The 14,200-nt window shown below is 68.6% G+C and carries 12 protein-coding genes; 5 read left to right on the top strand and 7 right to left on the bottom strand.

Going from position 1 to position 14,200, the window contains the following annotated elements; all coding sequences use genetic code 11:
* Position 1 precedes the first annotated feature (1 nt).
* The 4 genes from HDA44_RS04330 to HDA44_RS04315 form a co-directional block, all read right to left on the bottom strand.
* On the bottom strand, positions 2 to 1,594 hold the full coding sequence (locus tag HDA44_RS04330; RefSeq protein WP_184831520.1) for an ABC transporter substrate-binding protein: 1,593 nt from the start codon (positions 1,592 to 1,594) through the stop codon (positions 2 to 4).
* A gap of 70 nt (positions 1,595 to 1,664) precedes the next feature.
* On the bottom strand, positions 1,665 to 3,296 hold the full coding sequence (locus HDA44_RS04325; RefSeq protein WP_420488550.1) for a bifunctional 3-(3-hydroxy-phenyl)propionate/3-hydroxycinnamic acid hydroxylase: 1,632 nt from the start codon (positions 3,294 to 3,296) through the stop codon (positions 1,665 to 1,667).
* Position 3,297: 1 nt separating this feature from the next.
* Positions 3,298 to 4,329, bottom strand: a complete 1,032-nt coding sequence (locus HDA44_RS04320) for a Glu/Leu/Phe/Val dehydrogenase family protein (RefSeq protein WP_184831516.1) — start codon at positions 4,327 to 4,329, stop codon at positions 3,298 to 3,300.
* A gap of 47 nt (positions 4,330 to 4,376) precedes the next feature.
* Positions 4,377 to 4,871, bottom strand: coding sequence for a VOC family protein (locus HDA44_RS04315; RefSeq protein ID WP_184831515.1), 495 nt, complete (start codon positions 4,869 to 4,871; stop codon positions 4,377 to 4,379).
* 91 nt (positions 4,872 to 4,962) lie between these two features.
* Between HDA44_RS04315 and HDA44_RS04310 the strand changes: the two genes are divergently transcribed.
* The 5 genes from HDA44_RS04310 to HDA44_RS04290 all read left to right on the top strand — a co-directional run bounded on the left by HDA44_RS04310 (position 4,963) and on the right by HDA44_RS04290 (position 11,880).
* Positions 4,963 to 5,799, top strand: a complete 837-nt coding sequence (locus HDA44_RS04310) for a fumarylacetoacetate hydrolase family protein (RefSeq protein ID WP_184831514.1) — start codon at positions 4,963 to 4,965, stop codon at positions 5,797 to 5,799.
* Positions 5,800 to 5,823: 24 nt separating this feature from the next.
* Positions 5,824 to 7,416, top strand: coding sequence for a benzoylformate decarboxylase (mdlC, locus tag HDA44_RS04305; RefSeq protein ID WP_184831513.1), 1,593 nt, complete (start codon positions 5,824 to 5,826; stop codon positions 7,414 to 7,416).
* Positions 7,417 to 7,420: 4 nt separating this feature from the next.
* Entirely contained in the window at positions 7,421 to 8,764 is a 1,344-nt protein-coding gene (locus HDA44_RS04300) for an NAD(P)/FAD-dependent oxidoreductase (RefSeq protein ID WP_337906814.1), read from the top strand.
* Positions 8,765 to 8,821: 57 nt separating this feature from the next.
* A complete protein-coding gene (locus tag HDA44_RS04295; RefSeq protein WP_184831511.1) occupies positions 8,822 to 10,396 on the top strand; it encodes a helix-turn-helix domain-containing protein in 1,575 nt (524 codons plus the stop codon).
* A gap of 80 nt (positions 10,397 to 10,476) precedes the next feature.
* Positions 10,477 to 11,880, top strand: a complete 1,404-nt coding sequence (locus HDA44_RS04290; RefSeq protein WP_184831510.1) for a serine hydrolase — start codon at positions 10,477 to 10,479, stop codon at positions 11,878 to 11,880.
* On the opposite strand, the gene HDA44_RS04285 is transcribed toward HDA44_RS04290, so the two are convergent.
* The 3 genes from HDA44_RS04285 to HDA44_RS04275 are packed head-to-tail and all read right to left on the bottom strand — an operon-like array spanning position 11,881 to position 14,189.
* Complete coding sequence (locus tag HDA44_RS04285) at positions 11,881 to 12,672, bottom strand: IclR family transcriptional regulator domain-containing protein (protein WP_202887166.1); 792 nt, start codon at positions 12,670 to 12,672, stop codon at positions 11,881 to 11,883.
* A 39-nt stretch (positions 12,673 to 12,711) separates the two neighbouring features.
* Positions 12,712 to 13,746 carry an RNA polymerase subunit sigma-70 gene (locus HDA44_RS04280; RefSeq protein WP_184831509.1) on the bottom strand — a complete coding sequence of 345 codons (1,035 nt, stop codon included), beginning with the start codon at positions 13,744 to 13,746 and terminating at the stop codon, positions 12,712 to 12,714.
* Between the two features lie 26 nt (positions 13,747 to 13,772).
* Entirely contained in the window at positions 13,773 to 14,189 is a 417-nt protein-coding gene (locus HDA44_RS04275) for a VOC family protein (RefSeq protein ID WP_184831507.1), read from the bottom strand.
* Positions 14,190 to 14,200 lie beyond the last annotated feature (11 nt).

Below are 14,200 nucleotides of genomic sequence, written 5' to 3'. Positions count from 1 at the left end.
CTCAGTTGGCGGTCATCTGGATGGACCAGGCGAACCGCGCGATCGTGAACGTCGCCCGGTTGCCGAAGATCGGGGTGTCCAGCGCGTAGAACGGCACGATGTCGACGTTCCGTACCAGCGCGGCCTCGGCCTGGTTCCACAGTTCGCATCCGGTCTTGCCCGGCATCGCCGCCGCTTTCGCGGTCAGTTGGTCGTACTCCGCGTTGTGCGCGCTGCCGAAGTTCGTGCCACCGTCCGGAAAGGCGGCACCGGAGAAGGAGGGTACGAACGCGTACGGGTTGTTGACCTGCAGGTTCGCCATCAGCAGATCCCAGTTGTCGGTACCGAGCGCGTTGCCCGCCGCCGGGCCGTCGACCACCTTCGGCGTCACCTTGACCCCGATCGCCTTCAGCTGCTCCTGAATGAGCTCGGCGGCAGCCGTCGGTTGTCCCGAAGTGAACTTGTAGATCATCACGAAGGCGAGCTGGCGGCCGTTCTTCGCCCGGATGCCGTCGGCGCCGACCGTCCAGCCCGCCTTGTCCAGGGCTGCCTTCGCGGCGGCGACGTCCGTGGCCGGGAGGTTGCCTTGGACCGTGTTCCCCGGACAGTAGTTGGGGACGCCACCTTGAAGGATCTGACGCAGCGGCTCACCCTTGTCGCCGGAGAGCACCTTGCCGATCTTCGCCAGGTCGAGCGCCTGGACGATCGCGGTCCGGACAGCAAGATCCGCGGCCGGGCGACCGGCCGCCTGGTTGAACAGCAGCTCCGCGGGAAGCTGCGTGTTGACGCTCGGGAGCTTCCGGGCCGCCACCCGCACCTGCTCGATTCCTGACAACCGCGCCGAGTTCAGCTCGCCGGAGAGCAAGAGGTTCGCGGCGGTCGTCGGGCTGGACACGACTCGGGCGGTCACCTTCGCGGGCACGCCCGCCCCGTTGCTCTTCCAGTCCCCGGGGCCCCAGGCGTAGTCGGTCCGGAGCTCGGCCGTGTAGTGATCGCCCTGCGCGATCTCGGAGATCTTGTACGCGCCGCTGCCGGCCTTCCCCTCGGCCCGGAGCTTCGGATTCTCCAGCGCGGCCTTGCAGACGATCGGCGTCGACCCGAGGGACTCGACCAGGAACGGATCCGGCTTCCCGCTGGTGATGGTCACGGTCCGCGTCGCGTCGTCGGCGGTCGCGGTCGTCCCGGGCTGTACCAGCTGGCCCAGCAAGGGAGACCTGCTGGCCGGCTTGGCGAGGTAGTTCATCACCGCGGCGACGTCGCTCGCCTGCAAACGGCTGCCGTCCGAGCAGGTCACGCCCGCGCGCAGGGTGAAGGTCGCCTTCTTGGTTCCCTCGGCCGACCACTTCTCCGCCAGCTGCGCCTGAACGTTGCCGTTGGCATCGAGTACGATCAGCGTGCCGTACAGGAACGAGTCGAAGACGAACGTGTCGTTCAGCGTCGTCTGATAGGGATCGAGGCTACCGAGGCTGGTGCTGGTGGAGTAGGTAAAGGTTGCTCCGCTGACCAGCTTCGCGGTGGACGCGGCGTTGCCGGTCGAGGAACCGCCGGTTCCGCAGGCCGCGAGGGCCAGCATCACACCGCCCGCCAACGCGGTGACCTTCCAGAGTGCGCTCACTGTGTTCTCCCGCATGGCTCGTGGTTGGGTTCAGCATGAGACTTCCCCCGGCCCGTCTGTTGGTGATCTCTCACAACCCGTCCGGCGATGGGTTGTCTCCTAGGCCAAGCCAATGGGCGAGCTTGGATTCGATCGCGGCTGCTTCGCCGGCCGTGAAGACCGCGGCCACGAACCGGTCCGGACGCAGCAGCAACATCACGTCCTGGAGTCCGCCGAGCAGCGGGGCGAGCAGCCCGTCAGCGTCGGTGACGATCTCCGGACCGCCGGCTACGGACTGGATGGAGCCGCCGGTGCGTAGACCGGCGAGTCGTGGCCTCAGCCGCTGCCAGACCGGCCGATCCAGAATCGCGCTGGGCAGTTCGTCGTTCGAGGGATTGACCGCCAGCAAGGCGAATCCGTCCCCCAGTACCTCGTCCAGCAGCACGGTGGTGCCGTCCGATCGGGTCACCGTCGGCTGCGGGAGCAAACGTCCGAGCACCTCGCGCCCGGCCGGATCGTTGGGGCGGCCAAACCTGAACCCGGCGGAGATCCGGGGCAGGGGCTTGAACCGCATGGCCTCCAAGTACCTGCGCGTTCTTGGTACGCGGAGCATCACCGCGACCACCCGGTCACGCAGCGCTGCCTTCAGTCGGCTGCGCGTCATGATGACCGAGCCCAGCCGCTGCGACAGCTCGACCATGGCCTCGGCATGTGGCCGCCGTTCGATCTGGTACGTCGTCAGCAGCTCCGCCGGGAACATACCGCCGACCACGGCCGCGATCTTCCAGGCCAGATTGTCCGCGTCCCGGATACCGCTGTTCAGGCCCTGGCCCGCGAACGGCGGCATCATGTGCGCCGCGTCGCCGAGCAGAAACACCCTGCCCTGCTGCCATTTGTCCGCCACCAGGGCGTGGAACGAGTAGATCCGGGCCCGCTTGATCTGGCCCTCGCTGATCTGCCGGTACGGCGCGAGGAACTCCCGCGCCATCGCCAGACTCGCCTCACCGCTGAAGTCCGGCGGCAACAGGAACTCGTACCGGCAGTTGCCGTCCTGCCCGCTGATGATGACGTGCGGCCGAACGGGATCCCCGTGATGGACGGCGAAGTCGTACTGGAACGGGTTCTCGGTGGTGTCGAGCACCAGCCACTTGTCCTGGTACGAGGAGCCGGTCAGCGTGGCGCCACTGAGCGAGCGGATCGAACTTCGGCCACCGTCGCAGCCGAGCAGGTAGCTCGCCCGCTGGGTCACCGGCTCGCCCTGGCGTACGGCCTGCACCGTGACGCCGAGCGGATCTTGCGAGTATCCGGTCACCTCGGTCCCGAAGTTCACCGTCACCGTCGAGTGATTCTTGAGCGCGTCACGGAGTGCACGCTCCAGCTCAGGCTGCTGGAACGGGCTCTTGATCGGATGCCCGTTCGGTGGTGTCCGCGGGCCGCGCGAATAGAAGAGCGGACGCCCGCCGGTGCCGAAGTACTTCGTGCCGGTGCCGGGGACGAGTACGCCGTCCAGCACCGGCAGCAGACCTGCCCGCTGGAAGCAGCGCAGCGACTCGTCGTCGAAACTGACGGCTCGTGGCTCGTCGCTCAGATCCGGCTCGCGCTCCAGCAGCAGCGTCTCGATGCCGGCTTGGCCGAGGAGGTTCGCGGTGACCAGCCCGGTCGGCCCCGCACCGACGATCACGACGGGTGCGGAGTCGGCGGAGGCCTCCGGGCCGGTGGCCATGTCAGTGCCCATCGGCAGCGGCGAGGCGCTCGGAGACGATCCGCTCCGCCGCCGCCGTCTCGCTGATGCCCGCGCTCGCGCTCAGCTCCAGGATCTGGCGCAGCGTGCCGCCGATCCGGTCGATGTGACCGTGAACCGCCGCTTCGTCGAAGCCGGTGAGTTCGTGCTCACCGGCGATCAGGCCGCCGGCGCTGACCACGAAGTCCGGCGCGAACGCGATACCCCGGACGGCCAGAGCGGTACCGGCGGCGGCGTCGGCCAGCTGATTGTTGGCCGCACCCACCACGGCCTGAACCTTCAGCCGCTCGACCGTGTCCCGCGTGAGGATTCCACCCAGCGCGCAGGGCGCGAGGATGTCCGCCGCCAGTTCGAGGATCGCTCCGGCGTCGACCACCTCGGCGCCGACCTCGGCCGCGACCGCGTTCGCCCGATCGGCGTCGAGGTCGGCGATGGTGACCACTGCGCCGGCCGAAGTAAGCAGGTGCGCCAGACCGGCGCCGACGCTCCCGGCACCCTGCACCGCCACCCGTACGCCGTCGAGCGAATCGCGGCCGAGCTTCCAGGCCGCCATCGTCTCGATGCCCCGGAACGTGCCGCGCGCGGTGTACGGCCCGCTCGGGGTGCCCACGCCGACCACGTGCGCGGTGACGCCCCGGATCACGGTCAGGTCGTCGGCGGTGATGCCGACATCCGGCGCGCAGACATAGCTGCCGTGGTACGACTCCACCACCCGGCCCATCGCCTCTAGCAACTCGACCGTCTTTCCACGCGACGGGTCGGCCAGGATGCACGTCTTCGCTCCACCGGCGGGTACTTCCGCCAGTACCGCCTTGCGGGTCATCGCCGCGGACAGCCTCAGTACGTCGTCGACCGCCGCCTGCTCGTTCGCGTACACCCGGTAGCGGATGCCGCCGCAGCCGCGCCCATGGCGTTTCCGGTGCACCGCGACGAACGCTCGCAGACCGCTGGCCGGATCGTGATGGAACGCCACCGATTCGTGCTGATCGAATCCTGGGCTCGCGGTGATCGTCATGGTCAGCCTCTCGGGAGAAGGACGGGTCGGGCGATTCGCGGCCGCGACTACTCGACCGGCTGGTAGGCGGTCGAGCCGTCGGTCAGCAGCTGCTCCGCCTCGGCGGCGATCTCCTCGGGCGTCCGGGTCAGGTCGATCGACCGCCGGAACGGCTGCGCCACCTCGACCCCGGTGTGCCAGTACAGCTCGTTCCGGTTGCCTTCCGGATCGAAGAAGTAGATGCCGTACGCGTTCCCGTGCGTCACCACCTGCTGGATCGGGGCCTCTTCCGCGAGCAGGCGCTGATGAAGCGAGCGCAGCGACGCCAGTGAGTCGACCCGCCACGAGATCTGGTGGGTCAGCTTGACGTCCGGCGCCGCGGTGCGGCCCAGCTGGATCACGAACTCGTGATGCTCTTCCTCCGGCCTGGACGAGAAGAACACGATCCCCAGCTCGTCGTCCTGATCGGTCACGGTCAGCCCGAGCACCCGCTCGTAGAAGTCCCGCATCGCGACCAGGTCCCGTACCCAGACGCCGGTATGTCCCAGCTCGACGATCGCCATCTTGCACTCCTATTTTTCAGTGCTACTGTTCCAATATGCAGGACTATAAAGCGACGACCTGGCGGGTTGTCAATCGTGGATCGGAGACGCGATGAGGCTGGCGACCATCGAGACGAACGGCCGGACCAGGGCCGCCCGGCTGGAACCGGCCGGGCAGGCCGTTCCGCTGCCCTTCGACGATCTGGGTGCCTTGCTGGCCGCGCCGGACTGGCGTACGCACGCCGCCGCCGCGGGTCCGTTGCTGAACGCAACGGAGTTCCAGGTGACGACGCTGGTGCCGAGGCCGGGGAAGATCATCTGCCTCGGGCTGAACTACCGCAGCCACATCGACGAGATGGGCCGGGACCGGCCGAAGTACCCCACCTTGTTCGCGAAGTTCAGCGAGTCCCTGATCGGCCCGTCCGACGACATCGTGCTGCCCCGGGTCAGTACCGAGATCGACTGGGAGGCCGAGCTCGCGATCGTGATCGGCTCCGCCTGCCGGCATGCCGCCGAAGCAGACGCGCTGGACGCCGTCGCCGGGTACACGGTGCTGAACGACATCACCGTGCGGGACTGGCAGCACCGGACTCGTGAGTTCCTGGCCGGCAAGACGTTCGAGGCGACCACACCGGTCGGACCGGTCCTGGTGACTCCCGACGAGCTCCCGGTGAACGCGCTGGGCCTGACCATCGAGTGCAAGGTCGACGGAGTCACCATGCAGAAGGCGTCGACGGCGGACCTGCTGTTCGAACCCGCCGCCATCGTCAGCTATGTCAGCACGATCCTGACCCTTCGCCCCGGTGACATCATCGCTACCGGGACACCGGGTGGCGTCGGCGCCGGACGTACACCGAAGGTCTTCCTGACCGACGGTCAGACTGTCGAGACCAGCATCGAGGGGATCGGATCGATCTCCAACCGGTGCCGGCTCGAGCCGGCCGAGTAGACCGCGATCAGCAAAGGGGATTCGATGCAGACAGTACTGTCCGCCACCTTCGACGTCCTGCGTACGAACGGCCTGACGACGATCTTCGGCAACCCCGGTTCGAACGAGCTGCCCTTCATCGGGCAGCTGCCGCCGGACTTCAACTATGTACTGGGGCTGAACGAAGGCGTCGTGGTCGGCATCGCCGACGGCTTCGCCCAGGCGTCGAACGCGCCGGCCCTGGTGAACCTGCACTCGGCAGCCGGCACCGGCAACGCCATGGGCGCGCTCACGAACGCGTGGTACGCCCACAGCCCGCTGGTGGTCACCGCCGGGCAACAGGTTCGCGCGCACCTGGGCGGCGAGGCGATGCTCAGCAACGTCCAGGCCACTGTCCTGCCGCAGCCGCTGGTGAAACTGGCCCTCGAACCGGCGCTGCCGGCCGACGTGCCGCGCTCGATGGCGCAGGCCGTCCACACCGCGATGGGCCCGCCCCGCGGACCGGTCTACCTCTCGATCCCGTACGACGACTGGGATCAGGAGCTCGACGCCGACGCGCCATCGATCGCGGACCGGCAGGTCCGGCACGGCGGCCGCCTGGCAGCGGAGGACCTCGATCACATCGTGGCCCGGCTGCGGGCCGCCACCCGGCCCGCGCTGGTCCTCGGCGGCGACGTCGACGCGACCGAGGCGAACGAACTCGCGGTGACGCTCGCCGATCGCGCGTCGGTCCCGACGTGGATCGCCCCGTCGCCGTACCGCTGTCCGTTCCCGACCCGGCACCCGCGCTTCCAGGGCGTACTGCCGACTTCGATGCGGGGCCTCGCCGACGTACTGGCCGGGCATGACCTGATCTTGGTCATCGGTGCACCGGTCTTCCGGTACCACCACTACCAGCCCGGCCCGATCCTGCCGGACGGGACGTCGCTGATCCAGCTGACCTCGGACCCGGGCGAAGCCGCGCGAGCCTGGGCCGGTGACGCGTACGTCTGCGACATCCCCAGCGCCTTGGCCGGACTGATCGAACGACTCCCCGAGACCGGTGCGGCATCAGTCCCCCGGCGAACGTCCGGGCCTCGGCAGGACGAAGACAACTGGCCGGTCGCCCCGGCGCGCGTGTTCGACACGCTCAACTCGGTCGTTCCCGATTCGACGATCTACGTGACCGAGTCGACGTCGACGACGGACGCGTTCTGGGACACGATCAACCTCGCCGATCAGGGCAGTTACTACTTCGCGGCCGCGGGTGGTCTGGGCTTCGGCATGCCCGGGGCCTTGGGCGTGAAACTGGCGTCCCCGGACCGGAAGGTCGTCGCCCTGATCGGGGACGGCGCCGCCAACTTCAGCATTCCGGCGCTGTGGACCGCCGCCCGGTACGGCATCGACGTTACGTACTTGATCCTGCAGAACGAAACGTACGGCGCGCTCCGGCCGTTCGCCGCCTCGATGGGCATCACCGCCGTACCCGGGCTCGACATCTCCGGCATCGACTTCTGCTCGATCGCAGCCGGGTACGGCGTACCGGCCGAACGCGTCGGGAGCGGACGTGAGCTCGCGGGAGTACTCAAGCAGGCAATGGATTCACCCGGTCCGCGGGTGATCGTCGTTCCGACATCGCTCGACCAGCGAAGGTGGTGATCGTATTTCCAGCCAACCCAGAGTCACTGTCGTCGGTGCTGGTGTCATCGGCCTGTCAGTGGCGCACTATCTGGCCCTCGACGGATGCGAAGTCACCGTCCTCGACCAAGGCCCGGTCGGCATGGGGTGCTCGTTCGGCAACGGCGGGTGGATCGTGCCGAAGACGACCGCGCCGCTGCCCGCGCCCGGCATCGTTGGGTACACCCTCAAGTCGTTGGGCCGGCCGGCATCGCCGGTGTACCTGAAGCCCCAGCTCGATCCGGGCTTCGTGCAATGGCTGTGGGGCTTCTGGCGCGCCGGCGGCCGGTCGACGTTCGAGGCCGGCCGCAACGCCCTGGTTCAGCTCGGCGGGGAGAGCGTCGAGCTTTTCCACCAGTTGCACGAGCGCAATCCGTTCGCGATCCGGTCCGGGGAAAGCCTGCGCGTCTTCCGCGACGCGACCGGCGCGGCCAAGGCCGCTGACGAGCTCAGCTTCCTCGCCGCGCTGTCGATCAAGGCCGACTACTCGGTCCTCGACGGTGCCGAAGCCCGGTCGGCCGAGCCGATCCTGTCCGGGAAGGTCGCGAGCGCACTGCTGATGCGGGGCGACCTGCTGGTCGATCCGAAGTCGGTCTGCGACGCGCTCGGCCGGGAGATCCTCGCCAACGGTGGCACGATCCGCGAGCACGAGCAGGCGGTCGCGTTCCAGGTCGATGGTCAGCGGGTGACCGCGGTCGCTACCCAGCAGGACGTGTACGCGGCGGATCACGTCGTCATCGCCGCCGGCTCCTGGTCGGCCTTCCTGACCCGGCTGCTCGGTGTTCGACTGCCGTTACAGGCAGGCAAGGGGTACAGCTTCACCGTCGGCCTGGAGCCGCGACCGACCCGCGTCATCGACATCGCCGACGCGAAAACCGGGATCGCACCGCACGAGGACTCCACCCGCGTTGTCGGCACGATGGAACTGAGTGGCCTGAACTCGCGCATCGACCGCCGGCGGATCCGCGCGATGGTACTCGCCGCGTCGCCCTACGTGGTGAACTGGCCGGCCGGCGACCTCGACCAGAGCATCACCGACGAGTGGGTCGGGCTCCGGCCGATGCTGCCGTCCGGGTTGCCGGTGATCGATCAGCTCGCTCCGTACGGCAATGTCTTCGTCTCGACCGGTCACGCCATGATGGGCGTCTCGCTCGGCCTGGCAAGTGGGTTGGAGCTGGCCAGATATCTCACCAGCGGCTCGCAGCCGGCCAGTCTGAAGCCGTTCTCGTTGCAGCACCTCGGCCGATCGGCGCGCTTCTCGAAGCCTGGCCTGACGCAGTCGTGGACCGCTGAGCTCCGGGACAGCCTCACCGGCGCCCAGTTACGATGAGGCGTGGACCGGATGCCGATCACCGCGAGGAGTCCTGGGCGGGTTCGGCTGCGGCGGATGGCCGAGGATCTGGGCCCGAGCCTGCTGGAGGTGCTGGCCCCGGCCGGTTCCCTCGAGACCGAGATCGCCGGCGTCACGATCTTTGCCGCCGGCGACGAACTGGCGATCGGGTCCGGTGAACTCGTTCTGGGTGTCGGGTTGGCCACCGAGGCCGAGATCTGCGAGGTCATCGCCCGGCTGAGCGTGAGCAAGGCAGCCGCGTTGATGATCAAGGTCCCGGCCGAGGTCAGCGAAAAGATCCGGGCCACGGCGCAGACCCACGGCGTACCCGTGCTGGGTCTCGCCCGTGACGCGTCCTGGTTCCACGTCGCGGTGTTGCTGCACGCCATGCTCGAGCGCTGGCTGATGATCGACGGTGAACTGCACGACAGCAACCCGGTCGGGGACCTGTTCGCGTTCGCGAACGCCGTCAGCGCCCTGATGGACGCGCCGGTCACGGTGGAGGACCCGGCGTCGCGGGTGCTGGCCTTCTCCGGCCGGCAGGCCGAGGCCGATCGCGAGCGGATCCAGGCCGTGCTCGAACGGCGCGTGCCACCGCAGGCGCGGCAGCAGCTCGAGGAGATGGGCGTCTTCCGCGAGCTGCACCGCAGTCGCGAACCGATCCTGGTCCCCGGTTTCGACGCGACCATGGTGCCGCGGGTCGCGGTGGCGATCCGGGCCGGCGAGGAAATCCTCGGATCGTTGTGGGTGGCAACCAAAGAGCCGTTGTCCACGGAACGCCTGCAGGCATTGGCCGACGCGGCCGAGCTGGCCGCGTTGCACATCCTCCGGCAACGGAGCGCGCACGACCTCGGCCGGCGACTCAGCGCCGAGCTCCTGCGCACGGTCCTTGAGGACGGCGACGGAGCGAGCGACGCGGCTGCCCGCCTGGGGTTGAAGCCCGGTCCGCTCTGTGTGCTCGCGTGCCAGCCGTTGGGAACCACCGGCGCCACGTTCGAGGCGGACAGCCAGCGGCTGGCGATCTCACTCGACCTGCACCTGACCGCCATCCACCCGCATTCGGCGGTCGCGGTGATCGGAGCGATGGTCTACGCGGTGGTCTCGATCTCCGCGAGCAAAACCCCCGGTCACGGCGTCAGCCGCATCCAGGCGACCGCGGCCGACTTCGTGGCCCGGATGGGCGATCGGGCGCCGACGGTCATCGGCATCGGCGGTCCCGCGCCGTCGCGCCAGGGAGTGGGCCGATCCCGGTCCGAGGCCGAGCGGACCGTGCGTGTACTGCGCGACGCGGGACGCGCGGCGGTGGCCACCTTCGACGACGTCTACCTGGAGACCGTGCTCGACCAGCTGGGTGACCTGCTCGACGACGAGCAGGACCGCCGGAGCGGTCCGGTCGCACGGCTCCACGCGTACGACGCGGAGAACGGAACCGACCTGACCGACTCACTCAGCATCTACCTGGACGCGTTCGGCGATGTCGCCGCGGCGGCGGCCGCGATGAAGGTCCATCCGAACACGCTTCGCTACCGCCTGAAGCGGATCCAGGAGATCGGCCAGGTCGACCTGGACGACCCGAGATCCAGGCTGGCGGTGCTCGTCCAACTCACCACGCTGCGCGGCCGGGCCGATTAGTCGGATCTGACCATCGCCGCCGGTCCGCCGTTGGCTGAAGTCACAACACCGGCAACTGCCCTCGCTGCAATCATCGAAGGGTGACCGACAAGTACGGAAAAGACCTCGTCCGCGCATTGATCGCGGCCATCAACTCAGGTGATCCCGCCGAGCTGACGGCGTTCCTGACCGTCGCTTGGCAGGGAGACCTGCCGTCGCCGCCCACTCCGGCCCGGCCGGAGTCCTCCGCCGATCCGGCCACGGCCGCCGTCAACCTGCTGGCGATGGCCAAGTCGACCGGCGAGCTGATGATCATGAGCATCGATGCCGACGGCACCAATCGGATCCGGTGCCTGCTGTTCGCTCCGCTGATCCGGAACTGGTACGAGCTCACGGTGCGCATCGGCGACGATTCCACCGTCGACGCTTTCGACTTGGAACCGGCGAGCGCGCCGGACTGGCTGCCCGCCGAAGGCAATCTCGACAGCCGAATCACTCAGGCCACCAGCTACTTGCAGGAGCTGTGGGACGCGGACCTCTTCTCCGGCGTCGTACGTCTGACCCAGGCCGACGACGTCCTCTACGAGAGCGCGTACGGCTGGGCGGACCGGGAGACCGAGCGGCCGAACCTGTCCGGTACGCCCTTCAACGTCGGCTCGATGAACAAGATGATGACGTCGGTCTGCATCGGCCAGCTTGCCGAGCAGAATCTGCTCGACCTGGACGACACCGTCGCCACCCATCTACCTGGCTTCCGCCTGGACCTCACCTCCCGGATCACGATCCGGCAGGTGCTGCACCACACCAGCGGACTGGGCGACTTCTTCAACGACCGGTTCTTCGCCGGCGCGCGCGAAACCCTCGAAACCGTCGACGATCACCTGGCCCTGATCCACGACGACCCGCTGCTGTTCGAGCCGGGCAGCCGCTTCCAGTACAGCAACGGCGGTTTCATCGTGCTGGGTGCCATCATCGAGGCCAAGACCGGACGCTCGTACTTCGACTACGTCCGCGAGCACGTCTTCGACGTCGCGCGGATGACGGCGAGCAGGTTCCCCAGCGCCGACGAGCTGACCGACGAAGCGATTGGTTACACCAACTACACCGCGGCCGGCGCGGTCGTCGGTCCGAGAGTTCCGCACCTCGACACGTTGCCGCGGCGCGGGGCGCCCGCGGGCGGAGGCTACTGCAGCGCGATCGACCTCACGCGGTTCGGCGACGCGCTCCGGAACGACAGGTTGGTCGGGGCAAAGGTGAAGGCGACGCTGCTCGACAGCACTGACGGCATCAGCCGGATCGGCGGGGCCCTCTACACACTGGGCTTTCAGGTGCACACCGAACATGACGTGGTGAGTTACGGCCACGGTGGTGGCGGTCCCGGCATCTCGTCGTTCCTCGACGTGTTCCCCGACCAGGACCGGTCACTGGTTGCCTTGTCCAACTATGACTCGGGCGCCCGGAACATCCGCGCCGAGCTGCGACGGATCTTCTGGCCGGCCGACTGATCAGGCAATCTCCATCCGGGCAACCTGGACCGACAGCTGCTCGGCGGCCTTGGTCACCAGCTGCCCGACGGCCGGCAGTTCCTCGTCGGAGATCCGGTGTGACAGCGCGGCGACACTGATCGCCGCCACCACCTCGCCACCCAGACCGCGAACCGGGGCCGCGATGCCGAGCACGTCCCTATCAAGCTCTGCCCTGCTGCTGACGTACTCGTGGTCCCGGATCTCGGCCAGCCGGGACCGCAACTGCTTGGGATCGGTGATGGTCGCTTCGGTGAAGCGAGGCAGCGGAGCGTCGAGAACCTCGTCGATCACCTGCTCCGGCGCCCACGCCAGCAGCACCAGCGCCGCCGCCCCGGCGTTCAGCGGCAGGATCTCGCCCCGCTCGTAGGACAGCCGCAAGGCCTGATTGGCGTCCTCGCGTTCCAGGCACACGACCGCGGAACCCGTTCGACGGGTGAGCAGCACCGGGAATCCGGTGGTACGGGCCAGCTCCCGCATCACCGGCTGAGCGAGCTCCGAGAGGCCGACACCCTTGCGCGCGAGCCGGGCCAGATCGAGCACCCGCGGGCCCAGCCGGAAGCCGCCGCCGTCGTTCTCCTCCAGGAAGCCCATCGAGGTAAGGCTCTGCAGGTACCGGTAGGCGGTCGACCGCGCGACCTGCAGATGGTCGGCCACGCGGGCGCCGGAGAGTACGAGAGTGTCGTCGTCGAACAGCAGCAGGATGTCCAGCGCCCGATCGGCGGTGGAGTTTCGGCTTCGATACCCAGAACCCTGCGAGCTGACATCCGGCACCCCACCACACTACCCAACCAGGCCTGGGTCGTGCGCTTGCTACAAGTGGTCGGGCAGGTTGAAAGCAGGGAACCGGGAGGCGCCGAACGTGGTGATCTCGGTGATTCGGCCGGCGTTGATCTGGAGGACGTCCAGTTTGAAGGCGCGGTACAAGGTGTCGCCGGGGCGGCGTAAGTAGGAGGCCGCGGCGGGGAGGCGGTTGGCGGAGGTGGGTACCAGGCGCCAGTCGCCGTCGCGGTTCGGGCCGAAGGCGCGCTCGAAGAGGGGCAGGCAGGCGGCGAGGCCGTCGAAGCTCAGCCGGTCCGGTGGCATGGTGACGCGGAGGTCCTCGGCGGCGATCGCGATGGCTGCCTCGGTGTCGCAGCGTTCGTGGGCGTCGATGAAGCGGTCCAGGATCTCTCGCTCTGCCGCGGTCGGTTGCGGCGCGGTCCAGTCCGTACGGCGCGCGGGGAGCCGTTGCTGCATCGTCGCGCGGGCTCGTTGCAGCGCGCTGTTCGCGGCGGCGACGGTGGTTTCGAGGAGGCCGGCGGTGTCCGCGGCGGACCAGCCGAGCACGTCGCGAGCGATCAGCGCCGCGCGTTGCCGGGCGGGCAGCGCCTGCAGGGCGATCAGGAATGCCAGCTCGATCGTCTCCCGGTCCACCACGACCGCGTCCGGCTGATCGGCCGGCGGCGCGACCTCGTCCAGCAGCCGATCCGGATACGGCTGCAACCAAACCAGATCACCCGGAGAACCACGCCTGGTCACTCCCTCCAACTCCCCCGCGGAACCACGCCTCGCCTCGGGCGTGGACATGCGGCGCGTACGTCCCCGAGTGAGGTCGATGCAGACGTTGGTGGCGATGCGGTACAGCCAGGCGCGGAAGTACGTACGCCCGTCGTACTGATCGAGACCGCGCCAGGCGCGCAGCAAGGTTTCCTGGACGGCGTCCTCGGCGTCGTCGAAAGACGCGAGCATCCGATAGCAATGTACGTGCAACTCGCGCCGGTGCTGCTCGGCGAGCGCGGCGAACGCGGTCTCGTCACCCGCGAACGCCGCCGCCTCCACCGACCGGCCGGCACCCGAAGCAGTCATGGCAGCTCCCCCGGACCGGCGTGCCGTCACGCCTTGACCCGGCCGACCTCCTGGATCTGCCAGTTGTTGCCGTCCGGGTCCTCCAGCGACAGGAACGTCTCGTAGTCGGCCCGGTTCGGCGAGAGGCCGTCCTGCTTGCCCTGCGCGGAGAAGTGGAACGGCTCGCTCACCTCGACCCCACGCTCCACCAGCTCGGCGCGCGCCGCCTCGATGTCGTTCACCACCAGGTGCAGCCCCTGGTACGTGCCCGGTGCCGCCGTGGTCAGCCCGGTCCCGATCGTGATCGAGCAGGCCGACCCCGGCGGGGTCAGCTGCACGACCCGGAACGAGTCCCCGGCCCGGTGGTCGACGTCCTCGGCGAACCCGAGCTGTTCGGTGTAGAACTTCTTCGCCCGATCGACGTCCGATACCGGCACGATCACGAGCTCGAGTTTCCAGTCCATCCACGGCCTCC

Origin of the sequence: Kribbella solani, assembly GCF_014205295.1 — a bacterium.
GTDB classification, from domain to species: domain Bacteria; phylum Actinomycetota; class Actinomycetes; order Propionibacteriales; family Kribbellaceae; genus Kribbella; species Kribbella solani.
This window is presented reverse-complemented; position numbering and strand designations above follow the sequence as displayed.

Excerpts from the sequence above, each read along its gene's own strand:
- HDA44_RS04295 (WP_184831511.1), top strand. The coding sequence starts at position 8,822 with ATGGCCGAGGATCTGGGCCCGAGCCTGCTGGAGGTGCTGGCCCCGGCC.
- HDA44_RS04320 (WP_184831516.1), bottom strand. The coding sequence starts at position 4,329 with ATGACGATCACCGCGAGCCCAGGATTCGATCAGCACGAATCGGTGGCG.
- mdlC (WP_184831513.1), top strand. The coding sequence starts at position 5,824 with ATGCAGACAGTACTGTCCGCCACCTTCGACGTCCTGCGTACGAACGGC.
- HDA44_RS04280 (WP_184831509.1), bottom strand. The coding sequence starts at position 13,746 with ATGACTGCTTCGGGTGCCGGCCGGTCGGTGGAGGCGGCGGCGTTCGCG.
- HDA44_RS04315 (WP_184831515.1), bottom strand. The coding sequence starts at position 4,871 with ATGGCGATCGTCGAGCTGGGACATACCGGCGTCTGGGTACGGGACCTG.
- HDA44_RS04275 (WP_184831507.1), bottom strand. The coding sequence starts at position 14,189 with ATGGACTGGAAACTCGAGCTCGTGATCGTGCCGGTATCGGACGTCGAT.
- HDA44_RS04325 (WP_420488550.1), bottom strand. The coding sequence starts at position 3,296 with ATGGCCACCGGCCCGGAGGCCTCCGCCGACTCCGCACCCGTCGTGATC.
- HDA44_RS04310 (WP_184831514.1), top strand. The coding sequence starts at position 4,963 with ATGAGGCTGGCGACCATCGAGACGAACGGCCGGACCAGGGCCGCCCGG.